Annotated in this window: 30 protein-coding genes and 1 pseudogene; 29 read left to right on the top strand and 2 right to left on the bottom strand. The window is 32.0% G+C overall.

Annotated features, from left to right (window positions below):
- Positions 1-352: 352 nt before the first annotated feature.
- From EQM05_RS12565 to EQM05_RS12525, 11 genes and pseudogenes are all read left to right on the top strand, one after another.
- Positions 353-2,833, top strand: a complete 2,481-nt coding sequence (locus EQM05_RS12565) for an N-acetylmuramoyl-L-alanine amidase family protein (RefSeq protein ID WP_128750349.1) — start codon at positions 353-355, stop codon at positions 2,831-2,833.
- A gap of 390 nt (positions 2,834-3,223) precedes the next feature.
- Complete coding sequence (locus tag EQM05_RS15895) at positions 3,224-3,364, top strand: hypothetical protein (protein WP_164917293.1); 141 nt, start codon at positions 3,224-3,226, stop codon at positions 3,362-3,364.
- 109 nt (positions 3,365-3,473) lie between these two features.
- Positions 3,474-3,620, top strand: coding sequence for a hypothetical protein (locus tag EQM05_RS15890; RefSeq protein WP_164917292.1), 147 nt, complete (start codon positions 3,474-3,476; stop codon positions 3,618-3,620).
- 168 nt (positions 3,621-3,788) lie between these two features.
- Positions 3,789-4,139, top strand: a complete 351-nt coding sequence (locus tag EQM05_RS12560) for a hypothetical protein (protein WP_128750348.1) — start codon at positions 3,789-3,791, stop codon at positions 4,137-4,139.
- The gene (locus tag EQM05_RS12555) at positions 4,091-4,369 is read left to right on the top strand and encodes a transposase (RefSeq protein ID WP_128750347.1); all 279 of its coding nucleotides are present in this window, start codon (positions 4,091-4,093) and stop codon (positions 4,367-4,369) included. The genes EQM05_RS12560 and EQM05_RS12555 overlap by 49 nt, the downstream gene beginning before the upstream one ends.
- A gap of 177 nt (positions 4,370-4,546) precedes the next feature.
- A pseudogene (locus EQM05_RS12550) lies at positions 4,547-4,690 on the top strand (transposase); the annotation flags it as partial.
- Positions 4,691-4,815: 125 nt separating this feature from the next.
- Positions 4,816-5,034 (top strand): hypothetical protein, encoded by a 219-nt coding sequence (locus tag EQM05_RS12545; protein ID WP_128750346.1) that lies wholly within the window; start codon positions 4,816-4,818, stop codon positions 5,032-5,034.
- 459 nt (positions 5,035-5,493) lie between these two features.
- Positions 5,494-6,384 carry an MBL fold metallo-hydrolase gene (locus EQM05_RS12540; RefSeq protein WP_128750345.1) on the top strand — a complete coding sequence of 297 codons (891 nt, stop codon included), beginning with the start codon at positions 5,494-5,496 and terminating at the stop codon, positions 6,382-6,384.
- A gap of 46 nt (positions 6,385-6,430) precedes the next feature.
- Positions 6,431-7,087: a hypothetical protein gene (locus tag EQM05_RS12535; protein ID WP_128750344.1), complete on the top strand. Its 657-nt coding sequence runs from the start codon at positions 6,431-6,433 to the stop codon at positions 7,085-7,087.
- 232 nt (positions 7,088-7,319) lie between these two features.
- On the top strand, positions 7,320-7,877 hold the full coding sequence (locus EQM05_RS12530) for a transposase (RefSeq protein ID WP_128750343.1): 558 nt from the start codon (positions 7,320-7,322) through the stop codon (positions 7,875-7,877).
- A gap of 1 nt (position 7,878) precedes the next feature.
- The gene (locus tag EQM05_RS12525; RefSeq protein WP_128750342.1) at positions 7,879-8,538 is read left to right on the top strand and encodes a magnesium chelatase domain-containing protein; all 660 of its coding nucleotides are present in this window, start codon (positions 7,879-7,881) and stop codon (positions 8,536-8,538) included.
- Between the two features lie 238 nt (positions 8,539-8,776).
- Here the strand turns inward: EQM05_RS12525 and EQM05_RS12520 are convergent, their stop codons facing one another.
- The gene (locus EQM05_RS12520) at positions 8,777-8,971 is read right to left on the bottom strand and encodes a ribbon-helix-helix protein, CopG family (protein WP_052220730.1); all 195 of its coding nucleotides are present in this window, start codon (positions 8,969-8,971) and stop codon (positions 8,777-8,779) included.
- A 126-nt stretch (positions 8,972-9,097) separates the two neighbouring features.
- Between EQM05_RS12520 and EQM05_RS12515 the strand changes: the two genes are divergently transcribed.
- The 12 genes from EQM05_RS12515 to EQM05_RS12465 all read left to right on the top strand — a co-directional run bounded on the left by EQM05_RS12515 (position 9,098) and on the right by EQM05_RS12465 (position 15,226).
- A complete protein-coding gene (locus EQM05_RS12515; protein ID WP_052220731.1) occupies positions 9,098-9,493 on the top strand; it encodes a hypothetical protein in 396 nt (131 codons plus the stop codon).
- Between the two features lie 30 nt (positions 9,494-9,523).
- Complete coding sequence (locus EQM05_RS12510; RefSeq protein ID WP_082204362.1) at positions 9,524-9,679, top strand: aspartyl-phosphate phosphatase Spo0E family protein; 156 nt, start codon at positions 9,524-9,526, stop codon at positions 9,677-9,679.
- A 494-nt stretch (positions 9,680-10,173) separates the two neighbouring features.
- The gene (locus EQM05_RS15885; protein ID WP_205694140.1) at positions 10,174-10,332 is read left to right on the top strand and encodes a hypothetical protein; all 159 of its coding nucleotides are present in this window, start codon (positions 10,174-10,176) and stop codon (positions 10,330-10,332) included.
- Positions 10,333-10,358: 26 nt separating this feature from the next.
- Complete coding sequence (locus EQM05_RS12505) at positions 10,359-10,547, top strand: hypothetical protein (protein WP_128750341.1); 189 nt, start codon at positions 10,359-10,361, stop codon at positions 10,545-10,547.
- 18 nt (positions 10,548-10,565) lie between these two features.
- A complete protein-coding gene (locus EQM05_RS12500) occupies positions 10,566-10,829 on the top strand; it encodes a hypothetical protein (RefSeq protein WP_052220734.1) in 264 nt (87 codons plus the stop codon).
- Between the two features lies 1 nt (position 10,830).
- Positions 10,831-11,199 carry a hypothetical protein gene (locus EQM05_RS12495; protein WP_128750340.1) on the top strand — a complete coding sequence of 123 codons (369 nt, stop codon included), beginning with the start codon at positions 10,831-10,833 and terminating at the stop codon, positions 11,197-11,199.
- Positions 11,199-11,381 carry a hypothetical protein gene (locus tag EQM05_RS12490; RefSeq protein ID WP_128750339.1) on the top strand — a complete coding sequence of 61 codons (183 nt, stop codon included), beginning with the start codon at positions 11,199-11,201 and terminating at the stop codon, positions 11,379-11,381. Before EQM05_RS12495 ends, EQM05_RS12490 begins: the two co-directional genes overlap by 1 nt.
- A 192-nt stretch (positions 11,382-11,573) precedes the next feature.
- Positions 11,574-11,822, top strand: a complete 249-nt coding sequence (locus EQM05_RS12485) for a hypothetical protein (protein WP_052220737.1) — start codon at positions 11,574-11,576, stop codon at positions 11,820-11,822.
- A 3-nt stretch (positions 11,823-11,825) separates the two neighbouring features.
- The gene (locus EQM05_RS12480; protein WP_052220738.1) at positions 11,826-12,119 is read left to right on the top strand and encodes a hypothetical protein; all 294 of its coding nucleotides are present in this window, start codon (positions 11,826-11,828) and stop codon (positions 12,117-12,119) included.
- Positions 12,120-12,429: 310 nt separating this feature from the next.
- Entirely contained in the window at positions 12,430-12,636 is a 207-nt protein-coding gene (locus EQM05_RS12475; protein ID WP_128750338.1) for a hypothetical protein, read from the top strand.
- 84 nt (positions 12,637-12,720) lie between these two features.
- On the top strand, positions 12,721-13,497 hold the full coding sequence (locus EQM05_RS12470; protein ID WP_128750337.1) for a RepB family plasmid replication initiator protein: 777 nt from the start codon (positions 12,721-12,723) through the stop codon (positions 13,495-13,497).
- An 823-nt stretch (positions 13,498-14,320) separates the two neighbouring features.
- On the top strand, positions 14,321-15,226 hold the full coding sequence (locus EQM05_RS12465) for a Dam family site-specific DNA-(adenine-N6)-methyltransferase (protein WP_243108069.1): 906 nt from the start codon (positions 14,321-14,323) through the stop codon (positions 15,224-15,226).
- A gap of 36 nt (positions 15,227-15,262) precedes the next feature.
- Here the strand turns inward: EQM05_RS12465 and EQM05_RS12460 are convergent, their stop codons facing one another.
- The gene (locus tag EQM05_RS12460) at positions 15,263-16,066 is read right to left on the bottom strand and encodes a type II restriction endonuclease (protein ID WP_128750335.1); all 804 of its coding nucleotides are present in this window, start codon (positions 16,064-16,066) and stop codon (positions 15,263-15,265) included.
- Positions 16,067-16,362: 296 nt separating this feature from the next.
- Between EQM05_RS12460 and EQM05_RS12455 the strand changes: the two genes are divergently transcribed.
- From EQM05_RS12455 to dprA, 6 genes are all read left to right on the top strand, one after another.
- A complete protein-coding gene (locus EQM05_RS12455; protein WP_128750334.1) occupies positions 16,363-16,914 on the top strand; it encodes a site-specific integrase in 552 nt (183 codons plus the stop codon).
- 33 nt (positions 16,915-16,947) lie between these two features.
- Positions 16,948-17,520: a hypothetical protein gene (locus EQM05_RS12450; RefSeq protein WP_128750333.1), complete on the top strand. Its 573-nt coding sequence runs from the start codon at positions 16,948-16,950 to the stop codon at positions 17,518-17,520.
- Positions 17,513-17,689, top strand: a complete 177-nt coding sequence (locus EQM05_RS15880; protein WP_164917291.1) for a hypothetical protein — start codon at positions 17,513-17,515, stop codon at positions 17,687-17,689. Before EQM05_RS12450 ends, EQM05_RS15880 begins: the two co-directional genes overlap by 8 nt.
- Positions 17,690-17,790: 101 nt before the next feature.
- Positions 17,791-19,434, top strand: a complete 1,644-nt coding sequence (locus tag EQM05_RS12445; protein WP_128750332.1) for a recombinase family protein — start codon at positions 17,791-17,793, stop codon at positions 19,432-19,434.
- A 51-nt stretch (positions 19,435-19,485) separates the two neighbouring features.
- On the top strand, positions 19,486-20,394 hold the full coding sequence (locus tag EQM05_RS12440) for an ATP-binding protein (RefSeq protein ID WP_128750331.1): 909 nt from the start codon (positions 19,486-19,488) through the stop codon (positions 20,392-20,394).
- A 22-nt stretch (positions 20,395-20,416) separates the two neighbouring features.
- A complete protein-coding gene (gene dprA, locus EQM05_RS12435; protein WP_128750330.1) occupies positions 20,417-21,568 on the top strand; it encodes a DNA-processing protein DprA in 1,152 nt (383 codons plus the stop codon).
- Positions 21,569-21,575 lie beyond the last annotated feature (7 nt).

Below are 21,575 nucleotides of genomic sequence, written 5' to 3'. Positions count from 1 at the left end.
AAGATGGAAATGGTACACAAATTATCCATGTTAAAATTCTTAAGTTATAGGAAGGATTTACTAATGATGCATTGTAAAGATTTTCTTGATATAACTTACCAATAGGAGTATTATATTACTATATAGTAAACAGGCTACCAATGACGGAAAATGTTATTTTATTTTCAATAATTTATGGACAAGCCCAGTAAATTTATGTATAATGAAATTAATTTTAAAATTATTGATAATTTTATTCTAATTCACGTCATATACATCATATGTATTAAAGTAGTTATTTATTGTTGTATTACTTTGCAATATTTAAGATACAACATAATATAAAATAAACTATCACTAGGAGGGAATAAACTTGAATAATAAGTTAAAAAAAGGATTAACAACAACTATGGCTGCGGCTATGGGACTAGGTGTGGTTATTCCAGCCGTACCAGTTATAGCAGCACCAGCAACAAACAGCTGGGTTAATACATCAGCAGGATGGACATACTATCAAGCAGGAAAGAAAGTTTCAAATGGCTGGGTTAAAGACAATGGCACATGGTATTACATTGATGCTAATGGCATAATGGCAACTGGCTGGAGATCAGTTGGCGGAGTATGGTACTTCATGGATGATAATGGCGCAATGGCAACTGGCTGGAAATCAATTGGCGGAAAATGGTACTTCATGGCTTCAAATGGAGCAATGCAAAAAGGCTGGTACCAAGTTGGACCAGCTTGGTATTTTTCAAATCCAAATGGCGACATGGTTGCTAACCAATGGGTAGGAAATTACTACTTAGGAGCTAGCGGTGCAATGTTAGCTAATACATTAACACCTGACAATTATTTTGTAGATGCTAATGGAGCTTGGGATGGAAAAGCTAAATATGATTTAGCTGCTATAGAAACTGCAGTTGCTAAAGCAGAAGTAAGCAAATTACAGGCTGATGTTGATGCAGCAAAAGCTTTAGTTGATGCTCTTCCAGATGTTAAAGAGAAAGATGCTTTCACAAAGAGATTAAGTGCAATCAATGCTAACCTTCAAGTAAGTTCAGTAAATGCTATTAATGCTACTCAGTTACTAGTAACTTTTAACAAGGAAGTTGATAAAACAGATGCAGAAAACTCTGCCAACTACAAAATTGGAAGTTTAGCAGTAACTCCAGTATTACAAGCAGATAAGAAATCTGTTATACTTACAACTAATAGTAAAATAAGTGGAACAAATCTTTATATAGTTAACCCAATAAAATCTGCTACTGATGCAACAGTAAAAACTCCTATATTTACTTTTGTTGAAACTTACACAGATACTGTAGCACCTGTAGTATCAAATGTTACTTACCCAACTTATGATAAGGCAACTGTTAATTTCTCAGAGCCAATTAGTGCTCTTGGAAATGTAACAATTACTCAAGATGGTGCACCAATAGTAAGTGGCGTAACTAATGATTTTGTATCTGGCACTCCTGCTAAGGCTGTTACTTTTGATTTAACAAATGCAGCAGCAGATAAGCCAATTACAGTAGTTATTGTCGGAGCTAAAGATACAGGTGATAACTTAATTAACCCAAATCCAATATCTTTAACTTTTACAAAGAGCAAAACTGATACAGCAAAACCAACAGTTAGTGCTGTAAATGTTTTATCTGATACTAGAGTGTCAATTACATTTAGCGAAAAATTAAAAGCAGCGCCAACAGTTAAAGTAGGTACAGAGGCCGTTACATTTGCAGCAGATGCTACAACTGACAATATTACTTGGACAGGAACATTTGTTTCTATAAAAGATGTTCAACCAGTAGCTATATCAGCATTTACAGATATGAGTGCAAATGATGGTGATGCTATTACATTTGTTAAGCAGGTAACTGCTGATACAACTAAGCCTGTATTAAGCAGCTCAGAAGTAAAAGTATTTAACAATAAACCTTATTTAGTACTTCATTATTCAGAAGATGTTACTTCAGTAGGTGGTGTACTTACAGGAACAAGAGTAAAAGATTATGTAAGTAATTCATTTACTACAACTTCAGCTGTAACACCAGTAGCATATACCAAAGCTAATGGAGCAGATGCAGATGATACTAAATCAGTAATGTTAGATATATCAGATGATACAACATTCCCAGTTGGAACATACACAGTTTCAGTACCAGCAGGTTTTGTACAAGATAAAGCTTCAACTCTAAATAATAATGATGCAGCAACTATAAGATTTACAAAAGGTACTGTAACAGTTAATGATACAACAGCACCAACTGTAAATGCAAAACCAACTGTTTCTAAAGATAATAAAACTGTAACAGTAAAATTCTCTGAATCAATGGATTATGCAACAGCGTTAAATGTTGCTAACTATAAAGTGAGTGGTCAATCAATATTCACAAATGCAATATTTGACGGAAATGACAGCACAGTTACATTAACAGTATTACCAGGAACAATCACTTATTCAGGTGACAGATTAATTTCTGTAACAGGAGCAAAAGATAAAGCAGGAAATGTTAATACAGCATACAGCGATATTTTAAACTTTAATGAAAATGTAGCACCAACTGTTGCTTCAGCTAAATTAGTAGATGCTACACATATAGCAGTAACATTTAGTGAGAATGTAGCTGCTACTACTGCTGAAGATTTCGAAGTTTACATTGGAGGAGTTAAAGTAGATGCAGCTAAAGTTAGTACATCAGAATCAGCAATTCCAACTAATACAGCTACAATTACTTTGGAAGATCCAATAACAGATTTAAGCAAAGCTATACAAGTTAAACTTGTAAATGTTAAGACAGCAGATGTTAATGGAAATTTAGCTATAACTGGTCAATTTGTAACAGTTCAATAGCATGCTCACTTCCAAGGTCATTCGCAAGGACCCCCGGGGGTAAATAGAGAGAATCGTCAGAAATGGCGGTTCTTTTTGTGCGCCCAGCATGGGCGTTTACTTGTCAGTGAAAGTCTGATACGGGAGCTGATAGTGCTAACCGTTAGCCTAAGACAAGGGTGTCCACCGTGAGGTGGAATCTGAAAACAAGCTCGGTCATACTTCCCTCGCAAAGGGGTCAGACCCCTGGGAGGAAGTGGAAGTAAGATACAATAAAGAAATAAAGAGAATCGTCAGAAATGGCGGTTCTTTTTTTCGTTAAATTTGTATTTAATGAAGGTAACCAGGCAAGAATATATAGATAAAAAAATACTAATATGATAAACTTAAATAAAGTGAAAATTCAATTATATGGAAGAAATTAATTATAGGAGGGATATAATGCAAAGTCCAGATATAATTAAAGCTGAAGTATTGAAAGATTATAAATTAGCAAGCTCGGTCATACTTCCCTCGCAAAGGGGTCAGACCCCTGGGAGGAAGTGGAAGTAAGATACAATAAAGAAATAAAGAGAATCGTCAGAAATGGCGGTTCTTTTTTTATCAAAAATTATTGTCTAAAAACAAAATACATGTCAACACTTAAAATAGGTGATGACAAATGCCAAGAAAAAAACATGAATGGTATCCTGATGCAAAACTACATGTAATAGCCAGAGGAAATCACAGGAATGATATATTTAAAGATAATTCCGACTATGAGCTGTATTTAAGTTATTTACAAGAAGCGATAGAATATTATGATTAGCAAGCTCGGTCATACTTCCCTCGCAAAGGGGTCAGACCCCTGGGAGGAAATGTAAGTAAAAAGCAATAAAGAAATAAGGAAGAATCGTCAGAAATGGCGGTTCTTTTTTCATCAAAGTTTTTGTTTAAAAATAAAATATATGTCAACACTTAAAATAGGTGATGACAAATGCCAAGAAAAAAACATGAATGGTATCCCGGTGCAAAACTACATGTAATAGCCAGGGGAAATCACAGAAATGATATATTTAAAGATGAATCTGACTATGAGCTGTATTTAAACTATTTACAAGAGGCAATTAGCAAGCTCGGTCATACTTCCCTCGCAAAGGGGTCAGACCCCTGGGAGGAAGTGGAAGTAAGATACAATAAAGAAATAAAGAGAATCGTCAGAAATGGCGGTTCTTTTTTTATCAAAAATTATTGTCTAAAAACAAAATACATGTCAACACTTAAAATAGGTGATGACAAATGCCAAGAAAAAAACATGAATGGTATCCTGATGCAAAACTACATGTAATAGCCAGAGGAAATCACAGGAATGATATATTTAAAGATAATTCCGACTATGAGCTGTATTTAAGTTATTTACAAGAAGCGATAGAATATTATGATAATAAATATATAATAATTGCATATGTGCTTATGACTAACCATGTTCATATAGTAATTCAAACAAAAGACAGGGACATTTCTGATCTTTGCAAAGGGGTCAGACCCCTGGGAGTAAGTGGAAGTAAAAAGCAATAAAGAAATAAGAGAGAATCGTCAGAAATGGCGGTTCTTTTTTGTTTTAAGAAAACCCCACGTTAGACGTAGGGTTCGGTAAAGCTTAAGCGGTGGGGCATGACATAAAAACTCCTTTTGATGTAAAATAAACTTGCGGTCTGGCAACTGCAAGAAAACATCAAAAGGAGGTCGTTAAAAGTGAACGACATACACAGTTTATCACATACAAAATGGAATTGTAAGTATCATATAGTATTTGCACCAAAATACCGAAGGAAGGTATTTTATGGAGAGAAGAGATTGGAGATAGGGAATATATTAAGAGAGCTCTGTAAGTGGAAAGTAAGCGCTCTACGAAAGAGTGCCTTATCCAATTAGAACATCCATGAGATAATTACTATAGATATTGAGTTTAAAGTTTTTCAAGTTTTTCAACTTGGAAAACTTGAGTAAGGGGTTATCAAGTCATGGATAAAATTACTTATGTTAAAACAAAATTTCGCAGAGATCAATGGGAAAAACTAATTACTGACTACCAAAATAGTGGACTCAAGGTGGATAAATGGTGTGAACAAAACAATGTAAGCCGTCATGCTTATTATTACTGGTTGCGTAAGATACGAAAGCAAGCTTGTGAATCCATCCTTCCAGATTTGCCTAAAGAAGAAAAATCAGTTGCTTTTTAAGCTCGGTCATATTTCCCTCGCAAAGGGGTCAGACCCCTGGGAGGAAATGTAAGTAAAAAGCAATAAAGAAATAAGAAGGAATCGTCAGAAATGGCGGTTCTTTTGTTATTATGCTTTCTTACTAAGCACATAAACAAGCTCGATCATGCTTTCCTCGCAAAGGGTCAGACCCCTGGGAACAAAAATTCAGGATTCTGAAATAGCTCAGCTACTTATGGACATTATTGATAATGATCTTGTAGGTGTATTAAAAGAAACATATTTAGAGAAGAAATAGGCAGGAGACTGCCTTTTGTTTTTTTGAGGAAGGTAATTAAATGAATATTAATAAATTTATTCTTAATTAGACTTTATCCTATTTTGGTTAGACGCTAGAATATTCACAATATTTGTAGTATTATTAATTTATATAGTAGATTTATTACGAGCAAGAATATATATGGGTGGAGATGTTTAATAATGAGTATAGTTAAGTCGTTTTCTGTTGGTGACGGGGATATGTTTTATATAGACCATAATACAGATAACTTTACAGTTATTGATTGTTACTTATCAAGTCTTTCTGAAGAAGATAAGGAAAGTGTAATAAGTGAGATTTTAGGTAAGTCGAAAAATAAAGGGATTACAAGGTTTATATCAACTCACCCAGATGAAGATCATATAGGTGGTTTGAAATATTTTCAGGAGAAAATAGGAATTTATAATTTTTACTGCGTAGCAAATGAAGCAACTAAGAAAGATAAATCAGAGGATTTCGATAAATATTGTGAATTGAGGGATTCTGATAAGGCTTTTTATATATATCAAGGCTGTAGTAGAAAGTGGATGAATAGAAGTGATGAGGTAAGAGGATGTGCAGGTATTAATATTCAATGGCCGATTACTAATAATGAATATTTTAAAGAAGCAATAGAAAAAGCGAAAAATGGAGAAAGTCCAAATAACATCTCTCCAATAGTAACATATGGGATACAAGATGGCGCAACCTTTATGTGGATGGGAGACTTAGAAACAGATTTTATGGATAATGTTAAGGAGAGCTTAAAGGGCTTACCTAAAGCAGATATACTATTTGCACCTCATCATGGAAGAGATAGTGGCAAGATACCATTAGATATATTAAATATAATTGACCCCCAAATAATAGTTATAGGAGAGGCGCCGTCTAAAAATTTGAATTATTATAGTGGATATAATACAATTACTCAAAACTCTGCTGGTGCCATTACATTTGATTGCGTTGATAGCAAAGTACATATTTATGTTTCCAACGAAAATTATGAAGTGGATTATTTGGATGATGAAGGTATGAGCAGGTTTGAATATTATATTGGAACACTTAAATTGTAATATAAATGCAGTGCATTAATTAATAAAAGGAATCGGGGGGGATTTATTGGATTCTAATAAAAATTTTAATGAAAAGAAAAATATTAAGAATTATAATCAATACCTACGGATATTTTTTATTATTAACTTCAGTATATATATTTGCATCTTGGTGGGTAAGGCTGTAAGTATTGATAATATCAATATATTTTATAAAGGTTTGACACTAAAGGATGGAGTTGTTGTTGCTGCTTCAACCATTATTACTTTTGTTTTGAATGGAATCTTTCCATCGACTCTAAAGTATATATTAGTATTTTGGAGGCTAAAAAATCCATTGCCAAGCTACAGAGTTTTTTCGAAATTTATTGATAAAGATAACAGGATAGATAAATCTGTAATTATTAAAAGGTATGGAACTCTACCGACTGAGCCAAATGAGCAAAGCAAATTATGGTACAAGATTTATAAGCCTAATGAGTTTGATCCAATGATATTTGATTCACAACGTAATTTTCTTTTAGCTAGGGATTTAACAACAATTAGTTTCTTGATTCTAATAATTTTCCCAATTGGGTTAGTCGTTTCAGGAATTAAGGTTACCAGTGTTCTAATATATGCTATTGCTCTTATAGGGGAGTATATAATATTAGCAATAACTGCTCAAAACTATGGTAAGCGGTTTGCATGTAATGCTCTGGCAATTGGAAGTGTAAAAAACTAGTCTTTATTTTAGCGTATAATATTGTTATATATTTAGATTTCTCTTAAGCCCCTTAATTAGCAAACTCGGTCATACTTTCCTCGCAAAGGGGTCAGACCCATGTCCAACAGCAAGGGTCAGACCCTTGGGAGGAAATGTAAGAGAGAATCGTCAGAAATGGCGGTTCTTTTTTTATCAAAAATTATTGTTTAAAAACAAAATATATGTCAATACTCAAAATAGGTGATGACAAATGCCAAGAAAAAAACATGAATGGTATCCCGGTGCAAAACTACATGTAATAGCCAGAGGAAATCACAGGAATGATATATTTAAAGATAATTCCGACTATGAGCTGTATTTAAGTTATTTACAAGAAGCAATAGAATACTATGACAATAAATATATAATAATTGCATATGTGCTTATGACTAACCATGTTCATATAGTAATTCAAACAAAAGACAGGGACATTTCTGATCTTATAAAAAGGGTACACAGCAGGTATGCATGGAATTTCAATAAAAAATATAAATACATAGGACATTTATTTCAGGATAGATACAGGTCAGAATTAATTGAAAATGATAAATATCTGCTGGAGTCCAGCAGATATGTTCATCTAAATCCGATAAGGGCAAATATGGTTGAAATGCCTGAAGAATACTCATGGAGCAGCTACAGTATGATAATTGGAACTGTAAAAGAAAAACTAATAGATAGTAAAATAATTTTACGTTACTTCAAAAAAGATAATTCAAGAAATTTGTATAAACTATTTGTAGAAAGTGCAATAAAAAGGGAGTGTTAATGTGGCATCAGTAGTAAACAGTTTTTCACTAGCGGGTATAGATGCATACCAGGTTAAAATAGAAACGGATACCATATATGGTCAGCCAAGTATAAATATTGTAGGGCTTGGAGATACTGCGGTAAAGGAAGCAAAGGAAAGGCTGGAAGCTGCAATAAATAATGCAAAATATGATTTTCCAAAAATGAAGATAGTAATAAATTTGTCACCAAGTGATATGAAGAAAAGAGGATCTCATTTTGATCTGGGTATGGCAATAGGATTACTAATAAGATCTAATCAGATAACAGTAAATGATATTGAGAGCTTTGGATTTATTGGGGAACTTTCATTAAATGCAGATCTTAGGCCATGCAGCGGAATTTTACCTATGGTTGTTGCAGCAAAAAACAGTGGTATACATAATATAGTGCTGCCACTGCAGAATATTGAAGAAGCGTCACTTGTTAAAGATATTAATATATTTGGATTTGAAACATTAAAAGAAGTGATAAATTTTTTGGAAGATGTAGATCCGTATACAGCAAAATTAAGTAATAATGAAAATGAAAAAATAAGAAGAACAAATCTATTAGACTTTGAAGATGTTAAAGGACAAGATGGAATAATAGAATTTATACTTGTTGCTGCAGCAGGGGGGCATAATATGCTTATTTTATAGTACATTACCAAGTAGGTACAAACCAAGCAAAATCAAGGCTTTTAAATAATATAATAAAGCCAGTAACAACATATTTTATGACCGCCAGCTAAAAATGCAGCAGTTAGCTTTATTAGTATGTTTATACTTACATAACTTTTATTTTTTATAATTTTATAAATTACCTCATGTTTAAAATTATTGCCAAGTATAATCATTCTAAACATGATATAAATTAAGGAGGGTTAGTTATTGCAAACTAATCCTCCTTTTCACTTTCAATAAATTTTACATTTTTTAAGGCATATTTTAAAGCCATATTAATAAGTTCATTCCTTGAACGATTACTTTGTTTAGCCAGTTCATCAAATTTATCTTGAATAACTTTATCTATTCTTATTGATATTGTAACTGACTTATCTTCTTTAGGGGTAATTATAAAATCATTATCCATTGTGCTCACCTCATATATTAAGTATATGGTATGTAATAGTATAAAAAAAATATTGCAATTTGTAGTTAATATATATTACAATTTGTGTTATAATATATTGTAAAATTTTAGATTTGAGGTGGTAAAATGAAAAACAAAAAGAAAATCCTTCTATTATTAATCAGTTGTATTTTTATTATTACACTGGTTGGTTGTGGTGGTGGCAGTAAAGAAACCACAATTAATGATGATACTACAAAAGCATTTGATGAACTAATGACAAAGAACAGTAATTTATATGACTATGGTGAGTACAAGCTAATAACAAAGAGTAAGGAAACTACATTAGATGTATATTTGATGTTTAAGTCAAAAGATATCTATAGGGTTGGTACTGTAACAGCTATTAGGAATTTAGTAGTTGAGCATTTAAGCGGTAAATATAAAGAGAATACAATTCATTTACAAATTGGTGTAAGCAATGGCGGAGGTGTAGTAGATTATGTATATAAAAATGATTCATGGGATAAAGAAGTTGAATAATAATTATTATTTAGGTAATGGAGAAATATTATGGAGGAATTAAGAAAAATAATGTATAAATTAATTGAACAAAATGGAATATCATCAAGTAAAGTTTTAAATATAAGCATTGAACTGGACAAGCTGATAAATGATTATTACAAAAAATACTATCAATATAAACAAAATGGCATATTAAAAAATTGAGATTCATTTTACATAATATGGATTCTGTTATATAATTAAATCGTGGGGAAAACCCACATAATAAAGTTAGGGCTAAACTTAAAAACCCAAGAATTTTGTTGTGGTTCTTTAAATTCTACACTTCGCATATTGCCTTAACTTCTAACATCTAAAAAGTAGGGGTTTACTGTGGTTTATAAACCATATGTTAAGGGCGGGAGCAACCCTTATAAACTCTCACAACCGTTTTTCCGTTTCTTATAAAATACTCTAAAATATTATTTAGGGTGGCTTATAATATTGTTGTCAAGCCTTAATAATCCCCAGTAATGTATATTGCCATACATTGCTGGGGATTTTTTTCACCCATTTTTAGAGTTCCGAAATTGTTAAAGTAAATAATCTTCATTCTCCTTTATAATAAAAGTGTAAGTAAATGTAAATAAAGGAAGTGATTAAAAATGGCATTATCGCCCGAAGCTTTAGAAGTGAGAAGGAAATATATACGGGAGTATATGAGGGAATACCGTAAGAAGAATAAAACTAATGATAACTATTGGGAAAAGAAAGCTAAAGAAAAGGAACATAATTTAAGGTTGCAAGTACAAAGGCAATTAAAAGACGATATTTCAATGTTTGAGTTAGCTGGGTATTACTTCAGCTATGACAAATAAAAAAATTATTTTAGGAGGGATTTTAAATGTCAATTAATAGTGTAAACGGAATTTATTTTATTGATGGCTCATGTATTACAGACAATGAACTAATGAACAGGGTTAATGCAAAGATTACAGAACTTAAAGCACAAGGCAAGACAATAGTAAGTGTATCTATAGGCGGCACTGCCCCAGCAATAGGTGCATTTATAGTAATTGGAACAACTGTTTAATTAAAGGAGGGATAAAATATGTTACAAATTACAAGGGTTGAACCTATAAATAAAAAGTATGTAGACATGGAAAAACTTTATACTGAAATACAAGCCGATAAAGATAATTTTAGTTCTGAAGAATACGGAATATCTGGGGCTTTATATGGTAATGCACTTGATAAATTTAAAGGTGCTATAAATGCACAAATAAAAGACATTGAAGCAAATGGCGAGAATGTTATAGGTATAGGGGTTATAGGCAATGAAACTCCAGTGCTTTTTATAGGGGAGGATAAATAATATGAGTTATGAAAATATAAGTAGAATCGACCAATTTATTGACAGGGTTCAAGATATAGCAATAAAGAACCAAGAAGTTAGTGGCGAAATGCAAGAGGCATATAAGGAAGCGGCAATAAGGGCGGTATCACAAAGGTATTTAGCAATGTTTCAAACAGTAGTTGAAGATTTTAAAAGTGCTACTAATAAATTAAACCCAGCAGATAAAGATTATAAAAGAAAATTAGTAGAATTGAAGCGGAGTGCAACAAGTTCCGCTCAATTAATAGCCAGCAAACTTCCACAGACAGCCGATTTTGATATTTATATAAGTGCTGTAAATATTTTAGTAAGTGGTTTATTTGAGCAAGCAAAGGGGGCGACCGAATAATGGAAAATAAGCAACTACAAGAAATATCAGATAATAACCTAAAAATGAAGATTGCAAGGGATAAATATTTTAGTGCTAACAGAATTGATTATGAACCCGTTCAAGTAACCGAAGAAGATATTAAGAAATTTAATGAAGCAGGAAATAATATAGAATTACAGAGAGCACAATTTTTTAAATAGCTTGTACCTCAATTTATATAGGGCTGGGCGGAAAATAAATAAAAACCCCAGCCCATTTATATAAGAAAGTATTATAAAACTATACAGTAAATGTACTAATACAGGTATGTAATCATATAGAAAATGTTATTAAAATATCGTGATAAATCAAGTAATATCAATAAATCTAATACAGAGGGAGGGGGGCTGAATATGAGCAATATAGAGAATACAAGCAATGAACAAGTACCTAAAAAGATAAATACAGTTAGATTGAACACCGCAAGCAAAGTAACAAAGTTTATGGCAAATGTTATAAATCAATTAAATCAAGGGAAAATCGACCCCAACAAAGCAAGGGCACTGGGGTATCTATGTTCAGTACAGCTTCAAGGCATAGAAAAGGCTGAACTTGAAAAGAAAATTGAGGAATTAGAAACCAAGATTAAAGGGAGGTATTAATATATGTATAGTTTATTAAGGCGGGCAAATAGGTTAATTAATTTACTTGACCCAGTTGACGGTATATCAATAATAGTATTTGCTGTGACACAAGAGGACAAGCCAGTTGAGCAAGAGTTACCTAAAGAATGGGCTAATTTAGAATATGAGCCATTTATACCAGATGAACTTCCTAAAGAATTAAAAAATGCGGCAACACTGGGGGAACTTCAAAAGCTATGTAAAAAAGCAGGCTATGGGCTTGATATTCTACCAGTTAAATCGCTGGGTGATATATGGGAAGATGAAAATATTTAGTTTTTTACAATTTCATTACAGGCAATATTATAAAAAAACTGTAACTTGTAAATGACATTTATATCAAACTGTAAAAGATAAATAAAATTTACAAAACACCTATTAAGTATTATTTAGTTATCAATGAACCAGCTAATTTATAGCTGGCTCTTTTCAATTTGATAGAATTTTGTATCAATAAATCTTTAATTTAAAGCCCCTATTTTTATAAGAAGGTATAATTGCCCTACCCTATTAAAGAAAATGTAAACAGGGGCACGACAGCGGCGGACAATATGCAAATTATTAATTTTAAAAGGCGGTGCAAGCAATGCAAATTAAATTTAGGCTATTAAATCATTATGTATTCTTTATTATTAGAAAGTCAAACAGGAAAAAATCTTCGAAAGTCAAACAAGCAAGAAAGCCAGTTGTAAGATTGAGCAATTACCAAAAAGCACAGGCAAGAATTGCTGAAGTAAAACAGTTTATAAAAGATAATGAGCAAACCAGCAGGCGAAATCATGGTGTTTATTAGTTGAAAACTTTAATCACTGGCGGTTCTTACTATATATTTTATAGGCGGAGCAACAACCCGCAAATATAAAGGAGGTTCATTGAAATGAAAAATAAAGTAATAAAATTATCAAATGAATTGGCACTTCGTATTCCTCAATTAAGTACACAGGAAAGCCGATTATTGTATAAAATATTGTATAATTTAACTTATGAAATTAAATTAGGGGTTGACGGCTTTAAAAGTACAGGCAATTTAAACATGATATATAATCCTGAACAATCATATTTCCTCAATATGGAATTAAGAGTGTTTAAAGAATACTTCACCTCAAATGTAACTAAGAATCAAATAATTGACTATTTGCATAAATTACAATCAATAACCTTACAAGTAAATTATTTAGGTTTAGATGAAACTCAAGAGAACTTTAAAAATTATATTTATGTTGGCAACCTGTTTAATGGTATTTACTATTGTGAGGAAGATGATTTAGTTCAGATATGTATTAGTGAAGCAATATATCAAAATATTGGAAATGTTGAAATGTGCTTTACATTGCTTGAACTTGATGAAATAAATAAACTAAAAACGGGCATAGGACGAAAACTTTATACCCTTTTAAGAGTTCACGAAGGGCATAATTACAATGTACTAATGACAAAAAATGATTTCGATAAATACTTTGATTTTGTTAGTGTTGAAACAACAAACCAAAATAAACTAATACAAAGGGGCATTAATGATTTAGAAAAACAGCTCGGAGTTACTATAAAAATGACTAAAATAAAAAAGGGTAATAAAGTAACCCAAGTAAATATATTATGTAATGGACTAAAAAAGTTATATAATGCTGAACCTTTATTTAGTAGTAAAAGCTAAAATGAATTGATTTTAAAAGATATGGTCGGGTGTAAACCCGACTACTTTTATATATACTTTTATTAATACTTTTAATATACTCTTACAGGGCGGGAACACAAGTGACGTCAAGGCTTCAGCGGTTGCAAGCTGGTACAAATTTATGACCAAGCTGGTACAGATTTATGACTTAGCTGGTACAAATTTATGACCAAGCTGGTACAAATTTATGACCGTCCCTTTAAAAGTTAAAGTCTTGATTTTGTAGACGTAAAGAAATAGACTATAAAATATCGCTTAATCACTAACCCAAGTAAAGTAATAAAGTTTATACAGGAGTAAGCACTGGAGCATATATAGCATAAGAGAACAAAACCAGCGGCAACCAAGCCCAAAGATAATATTTAGAAGGTGTAATTATACTTTCCCCACAATTTAAAGGGCTTATAAACCAAAATAATTGATATAATATAAAAGCATTTAAAAAAGTTGCGGAAAACACTTTAATATCTGGCAAAAAGAAATATATATCTAATGTAGGTAAATAAACCCTATACAGCAACATTTTATTTCAATTTTTCGTTTCCTTTTTTTATACAGGTCAAAGAACCCCTTATATTAAAAAAGCCCCAGCAATGGGGCATATTTTTTATCTGATAAATTTATTATACATATGTGGTATTGTGTTAAATTAATAATGTATTTAAATTGAAGCATTGCAATATTATGTTATACCCCTTATAATAGTCCATTAGCAAGCACAATATATTTTATGTATAGCTGGCATTCATATGATTTATCTGATATTATATTAATTGTGCTTAAAAATGGAGGTGAATTGAAATTGTTACCAAAACATATTGAAAATGTTATAGTTCCACCAATTAAATGTCAAGGTATAAAAACAAAACTGGTTAATTTTATTGCAAATAATGTTGTATGGGATGGCGAGGGTCGTTGGATTGAACCATTTTTAGGCTCTGGAGTTGTGCTATTTAACATACAGCCAGAAAGGGCTCTTATTAGTGATAAGAACGAACACATAATTAATTTTTATAAAGGCATACAGTCTGGATACATAAATCCAATATCAGCCAGAGAATTTTTAGAATACCATGGCGAAAGGCTTAACAGTATTGGTGAGGATTATTATTATCAAATGCGAGATGAATTTAATGAAGCAAAAGATCCGTTACATTTTTTATTTCTAAGTCGAGCCTGTTTTAATGGTGTTATGAGGTTTAGTAAAAAGGGGAAATTTAATGTACCATTTTGCAAAAAACCTGATAGATTTAGACCAGCCTATGTTACAAAAATTGTTAATCAAATTGATAAAGTATCAAGAGCAATGTTAGGTCGGGACTGGGTATTTCAAGCCTGTGATTGGAGAGAAACAATACAGCAAGCGGCTGAAGGTGATTTTATCTATATAGACCCCCCATACATAGGGCGAAGTACTGGTTATATAGGTGACTGGGAACAGGACGAAGCGAATGAATTAGCACAATATGCAAGAACTTCCCCAGCAGGGTTCGCTCTTTCAATGTGGAAACAAAATAAATACAGGGTAAACACACATATTGAAGAAGCATGGGGCGGATTAGAAATGAGAGAATTTAATCATTTTTACCATGTAGGTTCAAGTGAAGATTTAAGAAATGCAATGATTGAGGCATTAATTATTAAAGATGGTTATTATACTGAACAGCCAGTGCAGGCAGAAGAAGTTTCAGTAGATGAAGATGACTAAGCAAAAGGGTTCTGATATTAAATCAGAGCCCTTTTTTTATCTATTTAACCATTGGTTATATAATGTTCTTGCTTGCTCGTTTTCCCTACCCTGTTCAGCCAACCAATTAAAGTATGTATTCAAACTATTATAAGAATTATTGTTCTCCCTATATTTAGGATAATTTCTCCAATAATCTTCATAAATATCATTACCAAGTACACTGAAAGGTCCATTTCCAAGCCTTAATTCATTTATATCAGTTGTACCAAAAGAGCCCATGTTTTCAGTATTGCCACTTCCAGGCTTGTCCCCAGCAATTTTATATTTTTCTTGAACAAAAAATTCCACATCACTATAAGGAGTCGGAATAGTATTAAGGGCGGCACTATTTACCATCTGTCCTTCAATAGCATAATCATTTCTGCTATATAAGAAACCTATTACATAATGTTTTGAATAAGTATCATAAGGGTACATTATATTTTTAGTATTATTCCTCATAAATGAAGCAAAGGAACCCAGTGTATAACCAAATTTTTTAAGTTCACCGTTTCTTTTAAATCTTCTATAGGTTGTTTTTATGTCAATAGCAATTTTATCTGTATCATTTTCATTTCTTAACATAGTAAAATCTGGGTAAACCGTTTGCTGGTCAGAAGCAACAAGGTTATATCCGTTATCAGCGGCAATTTCATTTAATACTGGGGTTACAATTAATTCAAATATTCTTCCAATTAATTTAGAATCACTCCCGAGTGTAAAAATATTGCCATTGGCAGAAACAAGCCCCTTCACCTCCCAGTTTATGTTCCTTTGAGAAATCTTTGTATTAAAATTATTAATTAAATCAATCGGCACATTATCCTCTCCTTCACTTTATCTGATACTATAAAAATATCAGGTAAAATGAACCATGTCAAGTTTTGCCATACAATTAATAAATTTAACACAAGCCCCATAGTGTTAAATTTAGCATTTTAGCGATAAACCAGTATGAAAGTGGCATGAGGGCATCTCTGCATTTTATAAGCCGACAATATATGACAAGAATATAGAAAAATTTAACATAATCACTTGCTCTGTAAACTTTATTATTATATAATATATCCATAAAATGGAATATATGTAATATCATGACGAAAGGCGGTGATGTATTGAATACAGTTCAACCAATAAGGGATAAAGCAAAAATACAACAGGTAAAAGACGAACTCTTAAAAACAGGGGTTAGAAATTACATGATGTTTGTTATAGGTATTAATACAGGCTTAAGGGTGAGCGACCTATTAAGGCTTAAGGTTTCAGATGTTAAGAACAAGCCCCATATATTAATAAGGGAAAAGAAAACAGGTAAGGCAAAGCGATTTTTAATTAATAGCAGTTTAAGAGTTGCAATTAATACTTATATTTCAGATATGGCATTAGCTGATGATGATTACTTATTCGCAAGTCAGAAAGGTATAAATAAACCATTAACAAGGGTGCAGGCTTATAACATACTGAACAATGTGGCTAAAAAATGCGGACTGCAAGAAATAGGAACTCACACAATGCGAAAGACCTTCGGATATTGGCATTACAAGCAATATAAAGATGTTGCAATATTGCAGGATATTTTTAACCACAGCTCCCCAAGTATTACCCTCCGTTATATAGGCATTACAGATGACATCAAAGACAAGACCATTGAAAACTTTTATTTATAAAACTTATAAAACTTTAAAGGAGTGATTTTTATTATGAGAAAAAAGAATAATAAGGCATTAACAGAGCAACAGGCACAGGAGCAAATATTAAACATTATAAACCAACAAACACAGGAGCAAACCCAAGAAACAACCCCAGCAATTATACAGACAACCCCACAGCAAACGGAAGATAATAAGAAGGTACAATTACAAGAGCAAGCTCCAGAAAATGCGGCAGGCGGCAAAATAGTTGAAACTAAAAAGCCAGAAACTAATAAGAAAAAGCAAATTGAACCATCTATACAAAAGATGTTTGATAAAATGATTGCTTACATGGTGGACAAGGGTTGTAGTACAAAAGAAACTCCAGCTTATACAGGGCTTAAGTGCGGCAGACATAATATCGCCGAAATATATTTACAGAAAAAAGGCATAAGGCTTCATGTAAACAGCCAAAGCCTATCCGCTGAAAATATAGATTTATGCAAGGTTGTACCCGATACTTATGGCTGGACACTTGATTGTATTTACAAAGTAACCGACCAGCAAACCTATGATAAAGCGATTGAAATATTAGAACAGGGATTTGTATTTAGAAATAAAGGAATTGATATAAATGGATAAAACTAAAAAAAGATTTATGCAAACAAAAGATGAAATAAAAATAACATTTGTTCCCCAGTGCACAAAGTGCAAATATAATATAAATTATAATTCATGCCACAGGTTTAAAGAAAAGCCGCTGGCATACATGAAAAATGAAAAAGAATGCCCTAAAAAGGAAGGTAGATAATGCCTTCCTCTTTACTTTATTTAGGATAAAAAGCTCAACTTTAATATTCAATAATTTTTACTATATATTAGGTAGGAAAATTTTAAAGGGGTGAAAAACTTATGACACTTATAAAAGTAGCTTGTTATTGTAGAGTTTCAACAGATAGCAAAGACCAAGCCAATTCATTCGAGAACCAGCAAACATATTTTCTAAATGTGCTGGAACATAGTAAAGATTGTAAACTAATTAATATATATGCTGACCAAGGATTAACAGGTACAAAGTTAAGCAATAGACCAGAATTTAATAAAATGCTCAAAGATGCTGGAATTGATATTATAGAACAATTTACAAGCAAAGACCGAAGACTTAAGAAAAAACACATACTTTATGAAATTACAGAGCGACCTCCCCTATTCACTGAAATATGGATTAAAAATACTTCGAGATTTGCAAGAAATACTTTATCCTTTGAAATTATCAACCTTTTAAGAAATAAGGGTGTGCATATTAAATTTATAGAGCAAAACATTAATACAAAGGATATATCAAGTGATTTTCTACTAAAATTATTTCAATTATTTGATGAACAAGAAAGCCGAGATAAGTCTTCAAAGGTAAGTTTCGGGATAAGGGAAGGAGCAAGGAAAGGAACAATAAATGCAAATAGCCGCCTATACGGTTATAACTATATACAGGCAGAAAACAGACTTGAAATAATACCCAGCGAAGCGTCTGTAATTAAAACCATATATAAACTATATAGCCAAGGACAAGGCATAAGGAGAATTATAAATTACCTAAATGACAATACTATTATGACACGAGAGAAGAAACCATTTTGTAAAAGCACTATAAAGCGAATTTTAACTAATGAAAAATATGCAGGTATTAATGCTCGACTAAAATATGATACTGGCAAGGTATTTAATAAATATAGTTACCCACAAGTTAAGCCAAAAGACCAATGGATAATTCAAGAGAGTGATAAAATACCTTCTATTATAAGTAAGGAATTATTTTATTCAGTTCAAACAATGTTACAAAGTAAAATCAATCATAGAAACCAAATTGGAATATATAAAGGGATTACCGATTATGCAGGAATTATACTATGTGGTAAGTGTGGAAACCCCTATATAAGCAATATCGACAGGGGAAGGCGATTCTATAATTGTAAGACTAAAAAGTTGAAAGGAACTGGGGCTTGTAATAATAAAAATATTAGTGAAAATAAATTAAATACCTATATAACCAGTGAAAATTATAGACGAGCACTTTATAAATATAAGGTAATGTATAAATCTGTATTAGAGGACATGGTGTTACAACTACAACAGAGGATAAATACCGATAGTAATTTACAGGCTCAACAGTTAGGGCAGGAATTAAACAAGTACAAGGCACAGCAAAGCAAACTTTTAAACAGTTATTTAGAAAGTATTATAGATGAAAGCATTTTTAAGCAAGCGGCGGCAGAGCTTAAGAACAAGATTACAGAAACTGAATATAAAATTAAGGAACTAACAAAGCCAAACAATGAAATAATGAACGATATTGCATATATACAAAATACTATTAATGATATTGATAGCCTTGAAATAAAAGAGCAATATACAAGAGATGAAATAATTGCAGGTATTGAAAAGATTATAATTAATGATGATAAAGTTAAAGTTTATTACAAGGTAGCGGCAAATATTAGGCAGTTAGTTAAAAAGCATGACCTTGAAAATTACTTTAATAAGTTATTAGGTGAATAAAATTAACCCCAGTGGACAATAATTCAGCTGGGGTTAAATAATACCTTGTTTATGTACTATAATACACTGATGACTGGTACACCAGGCTGCGGGAAATCAATGATTGCAAAGAGGATTCCAACTATACTTCCTAGTATGAGTGAAGAAGAGGCCCTGGAGGTAACAAAAATATATAGTGTTGCAGGTCTTTTAAAAGACAAAGGTGCATTGATAAAAGAAAGACCATTTAGAGCACCTCACCATAATGCATCCATGAACTCACTTATAGGCGGTGGTAATAATGCTTTGCCTGGTGAAATTTCCCTAGCACATAATGGAGTACTTTTTCTAGATGAAATAGCTGAATTTAACAAGAGAAACCTTGATTCCCTGAGACAGCCTTTGGAAGATGGAAAGGTAACAATCTCAAGGGTAAGATATACACATACATATCCATCTAATTTTATGCTCATATCTGCAATGAATTCGTGTCCATGCGGCTATAGGGGAACAAATAAATGCCGCTGTACTGATTATGAAGTGCTTAAATACAGAGAAAAGATTTCCGGCCCCATATTGGATAGAATAGATATTCAAAAATATATTCAGCCTGTGGATTTTATTGATATATCAAATAATTGTCATGGTGTTTCTTCAAAAGAATTGAAGGAAAAAGTAGAAAGCGCACGAAAAATCCAAAACCAAAGATTTCAAAATATTGATGGGATAAATTGCAATTCACAAATGACAACTTCTCATATTAAAGAATTCTGTGCACTTGATAATGAAGCCATTGCTCTTTTAAAAAAGGCATTTGACAGATTTAATTTCAGTGCAAGGAGTTATCATAAATTTTTAAAACTATCACGCACTTTCGCCGATATGGATAATTCAAAGGACATAAGAATACCCCATGTAGCAAAGGCTTTGATGTGCAGAGATTTAGACAAGGAGCACTCAAAGATGATTACCATAGGCTAATTTAATTATAAATGGAGGATTTATGGAAATATATTGGTTATGGCTCAGCCAAATAAACGGAATAGGGCCAGTTACATCAAAAAAACTATTGAAGCATTTTGAGAATCCTTACAATATTTACATGGCAAATAAAGATGACATTGAATCTGCTGCAATATTAAATAAGAAACAGCTTAATGAAATAACTACAGAGAAATCATTAAAAACTGCAGAAAAAATAATTGCCTATTTTAGAAGAAAAGATATAAAAATTATTAATTATAATGATGATTTATACAAAGAAAAGGCTAAAAAATGTACAAAAGCTCCAATTTTGCTTTTTTACAAAGGCACTATTTTACCTGAAAGTTTAAGCATTGGAATAGTGGGAGCAAGAAGATGTACTGATTATGGAAAGTCTGTTACTGTTGATACAGTAAATTATCTGACAGAAAATAATGTAACAATAGTGAGTGGTATGGCTAAAGGAATAGATGGTTATGCTCATACAGCCTGCCTAAAAAATAATGGATATACCATAGCGTTTCTTGGACATGGTGTAGACACATGCTATCCTCCAGAACATTCTAATTTAATGAATAAGATAATAGAAAATGGTGCAGTAATATCAGAATTTTTACCAGGCACAGGCATAGCAAAAAGCAATTTTGTGAAAAGAAACTACTTATTAAGCACCTGGTGTGATAAATTATTAGTTGTTGAAGCAGCTGAAAAAAGCGGAGCACTCACAACTGCCAGATTTGCCAATGAAAACGGCACTGAGGTATATGCAGCGCCTAATAATATTTATTCTAAAGAAAGTATAGGAACAAATAATTTAATTAAAAGTTATGCAAAAATATATTTGTGCCCTAGCCAGCTATTAGGGAAGGAAGAATCCCTGAAAAATAATAATAAAGATAATACTTATAATGATATAGATCACAGCAAAATGACACCATTACAGTATAAAATATTCACATTAATAAGAGAAAAAATAATGACTACTGAAGAAATTATATTTGCCATAAGAGAAGATAAAGGGTCCATTATAGAAGCAATCTCAATGATGGAAATTGAAGGGATCATTGAATACACCCATAGAGGGGTCAGACCCCTGGGAAAAATAGTTAGCGAAAAGGGTCAGACCCCTGGAGAAAAGTGTAGTATGCCAGATCCTCATATAGGGTTTTAATAAAGGA

Source organism: Clostridium sp. JN-9 (genome assembly GCF_004103695.1).
Classification (GTDB): Bacteria; Bacillota; Clostridia; order Clostridiales; family Clostridiaceae; genus JN-9.
This window is presented reverse-complemented; position numbering and strand designations above follow the sequence as displayed.

What these genes read in the sequence shown, in the direction of transcription:
- EQM05_RS12555 (WP_128750347.1), top strand. Translation starts at nt 4,091, where the DNA reads ATGCCAAGAAAAAAACATGAATGGTATCCTGATGCAAAACTACATGTA.
- EQM05_RS12540 (WP_128750345.1), top strand. Translation starts at nt 5,494, where the DNA reads ATGAGTATAGTTAAGTCGTTTTCTGTTGGTGACGGGGATATGTTTTAT.
- EQM05_RS12450 (WP_128750333.1), top strand. Translation starts at nt 16,948, where the DNA reads ATGAGAAAAAAGAATAATAAGGCATTAACAGAGCAACAGGCACAGGAG.
- EQM05_RS12500 (WP_052220734.1), top strand. Translation starts at nt 10,566, where the DNA reads ATGTTACAAATTACAAGGGTTGAACCTATAAATAAAAAGTATGTAGAC.
- EQM05_RS12530 (WP_128750343.1), top strand. Translation starts at nt 7,320, where the DNA reads ATGCCAAGAAAAAAACATGAATGGTATCCCGGTGCAAAACTACATGTA.
- EQM05_RS12445 (WP_128750332.1), top strand. Translation starts at nt 17,791, where the DNA reads ATGACACTTATAAAAGTAGCTTGTTATTGTAGAGTTTCAACAGATAGC.
- EQM05_RS12480 (WP_052220738.1), top strand. Translation starts at nt 11,826, where the DNA reads ATGTATAGTTTATTAAGGCGGGCAAATAGGTTAATTAATTTACTTGAC.
- EQM05_RS15885 (WP_205694140.1), top strand. Translation starts at nt 10,174, where the DNA reads ATGAGGGAATACCGTAAGAAGAATAAAACTAATGATAACTATTGGGAA.
- EQM05_RS12560 (WP_128750348.1), top strand. Translation starts at nt 3,789, where the DNA reads ATGCCAAGAAAAAAACATGAATGGTATCCCGGTGCAAAACTACATGTA.
- EQM05_RS12545 (WP_128750346.1), top strand. Translation starts at nt 4,816, where the DNA reads ATGGATAAAATTACTTATGTTAAAACAAAATTTCGCAGAGATCAATGG.
- EQM05_RS12485 (WP_052220737.1), top strand. Translation starts at nt 11,574, where the DNA reads ATGAGCAATATAGAGAATACAAGCAATGAACAAGTACCTAAAAAGATA.
- EQM05_RS15895 (WP_164917293.1), top strand. Translation starts at nt 3,224, where the DNA reads ATGGAAGAAATTAATTATAGGAGGGATATAATGCAAAGTCCAGATATA.
- EQM05_RS12510 (WP_082204362.1), top strand. Translation starts at nt 9,524, where the DNA reads ATGGAGGAATTAAGAAAAATAATGTATAAATTAATTGAACAAAATGGA.
- EQM05_RS12475 (WP_128750338.1), top strand. Translation starts at nt 12,430, where the DNA reads ATGCAAATTAAATTTAGGCTATTAAATCATTATGTATTCTTTATTATT.
- EQM05_RS12520 (WP_052220730.1), bottom strand. Translation starts at nt 8,971, where the DNA reads ATGGATAATGATTTTATAATTACCCCTAAAGAAGATAAGTCAGTTACA.
- EQM05_RS12495 (WP_128750340.1), top strand. Translation starts at nt 10,831, where the DNA reads ATGAGTTATGAAAATATAAGTAGAATCGACCAATTTATTGACAGGGTT.
- EQM05_RS15890 (WP_164917292.1), top strand. Translation starts at nt 3,474, where the DNA reads ATGCCAAGAAAAAAACATGAATGGTATCCTGATGCAAAACTACATGTA.
- EQM05_RS12440 (WP_128750331.1), top strand. Translation starts at nt 19,486, where the DNA reads ATGTACTATAATACACTGATGACTGGTACACCAGGCTGCGGGAAATCA.
- EQM05_RS15880 (WP_164917291.1), top strand. Translation starts at nt 17,513, where the DNA reads ATGGATAAAACTAAAAAAAGATTTATGCAAACAAAAGATGAAATAAAA.
- dprA (WP_128750330.1), top strand. Translation starts at nt 20,417, where the DNA reads ATGGAAATATATTGGTTATGGCTCAGCCAAATAAACGGAATAGGGCCA.
- EQM05_RS12490 (WP_128750339.1), top strand. Translation starts at nt 11,199, where the DNA reads ATGGAAAATAAGCAACTACAAGAAATATCAGATAATAACCTAAAAATG.
- EQM05_RS12470 (WP_128750337.1), top strand. Translation starts at nt 12,721, where the DNA reads ATGAAAAATAAAGTAATAAAATTATCAAATGAATTGGCACTTCGTATT.
- EQM05_RS12505 (WP_128750341.1), top strand. Translation starts at nt 10,359, where the DNA reads ATGTCAATTAATAGTGTAAACGGAATTTATTTTATTGATGGCTCATGT.
- EQM05_RS12515 (WP_052220731.1), top strand. Translation starts at nt 9,098, where the DNA reads ATGAAAAACAAAAAGAAAATCCTTCTATTATTAATCAGTTGTATTTTT.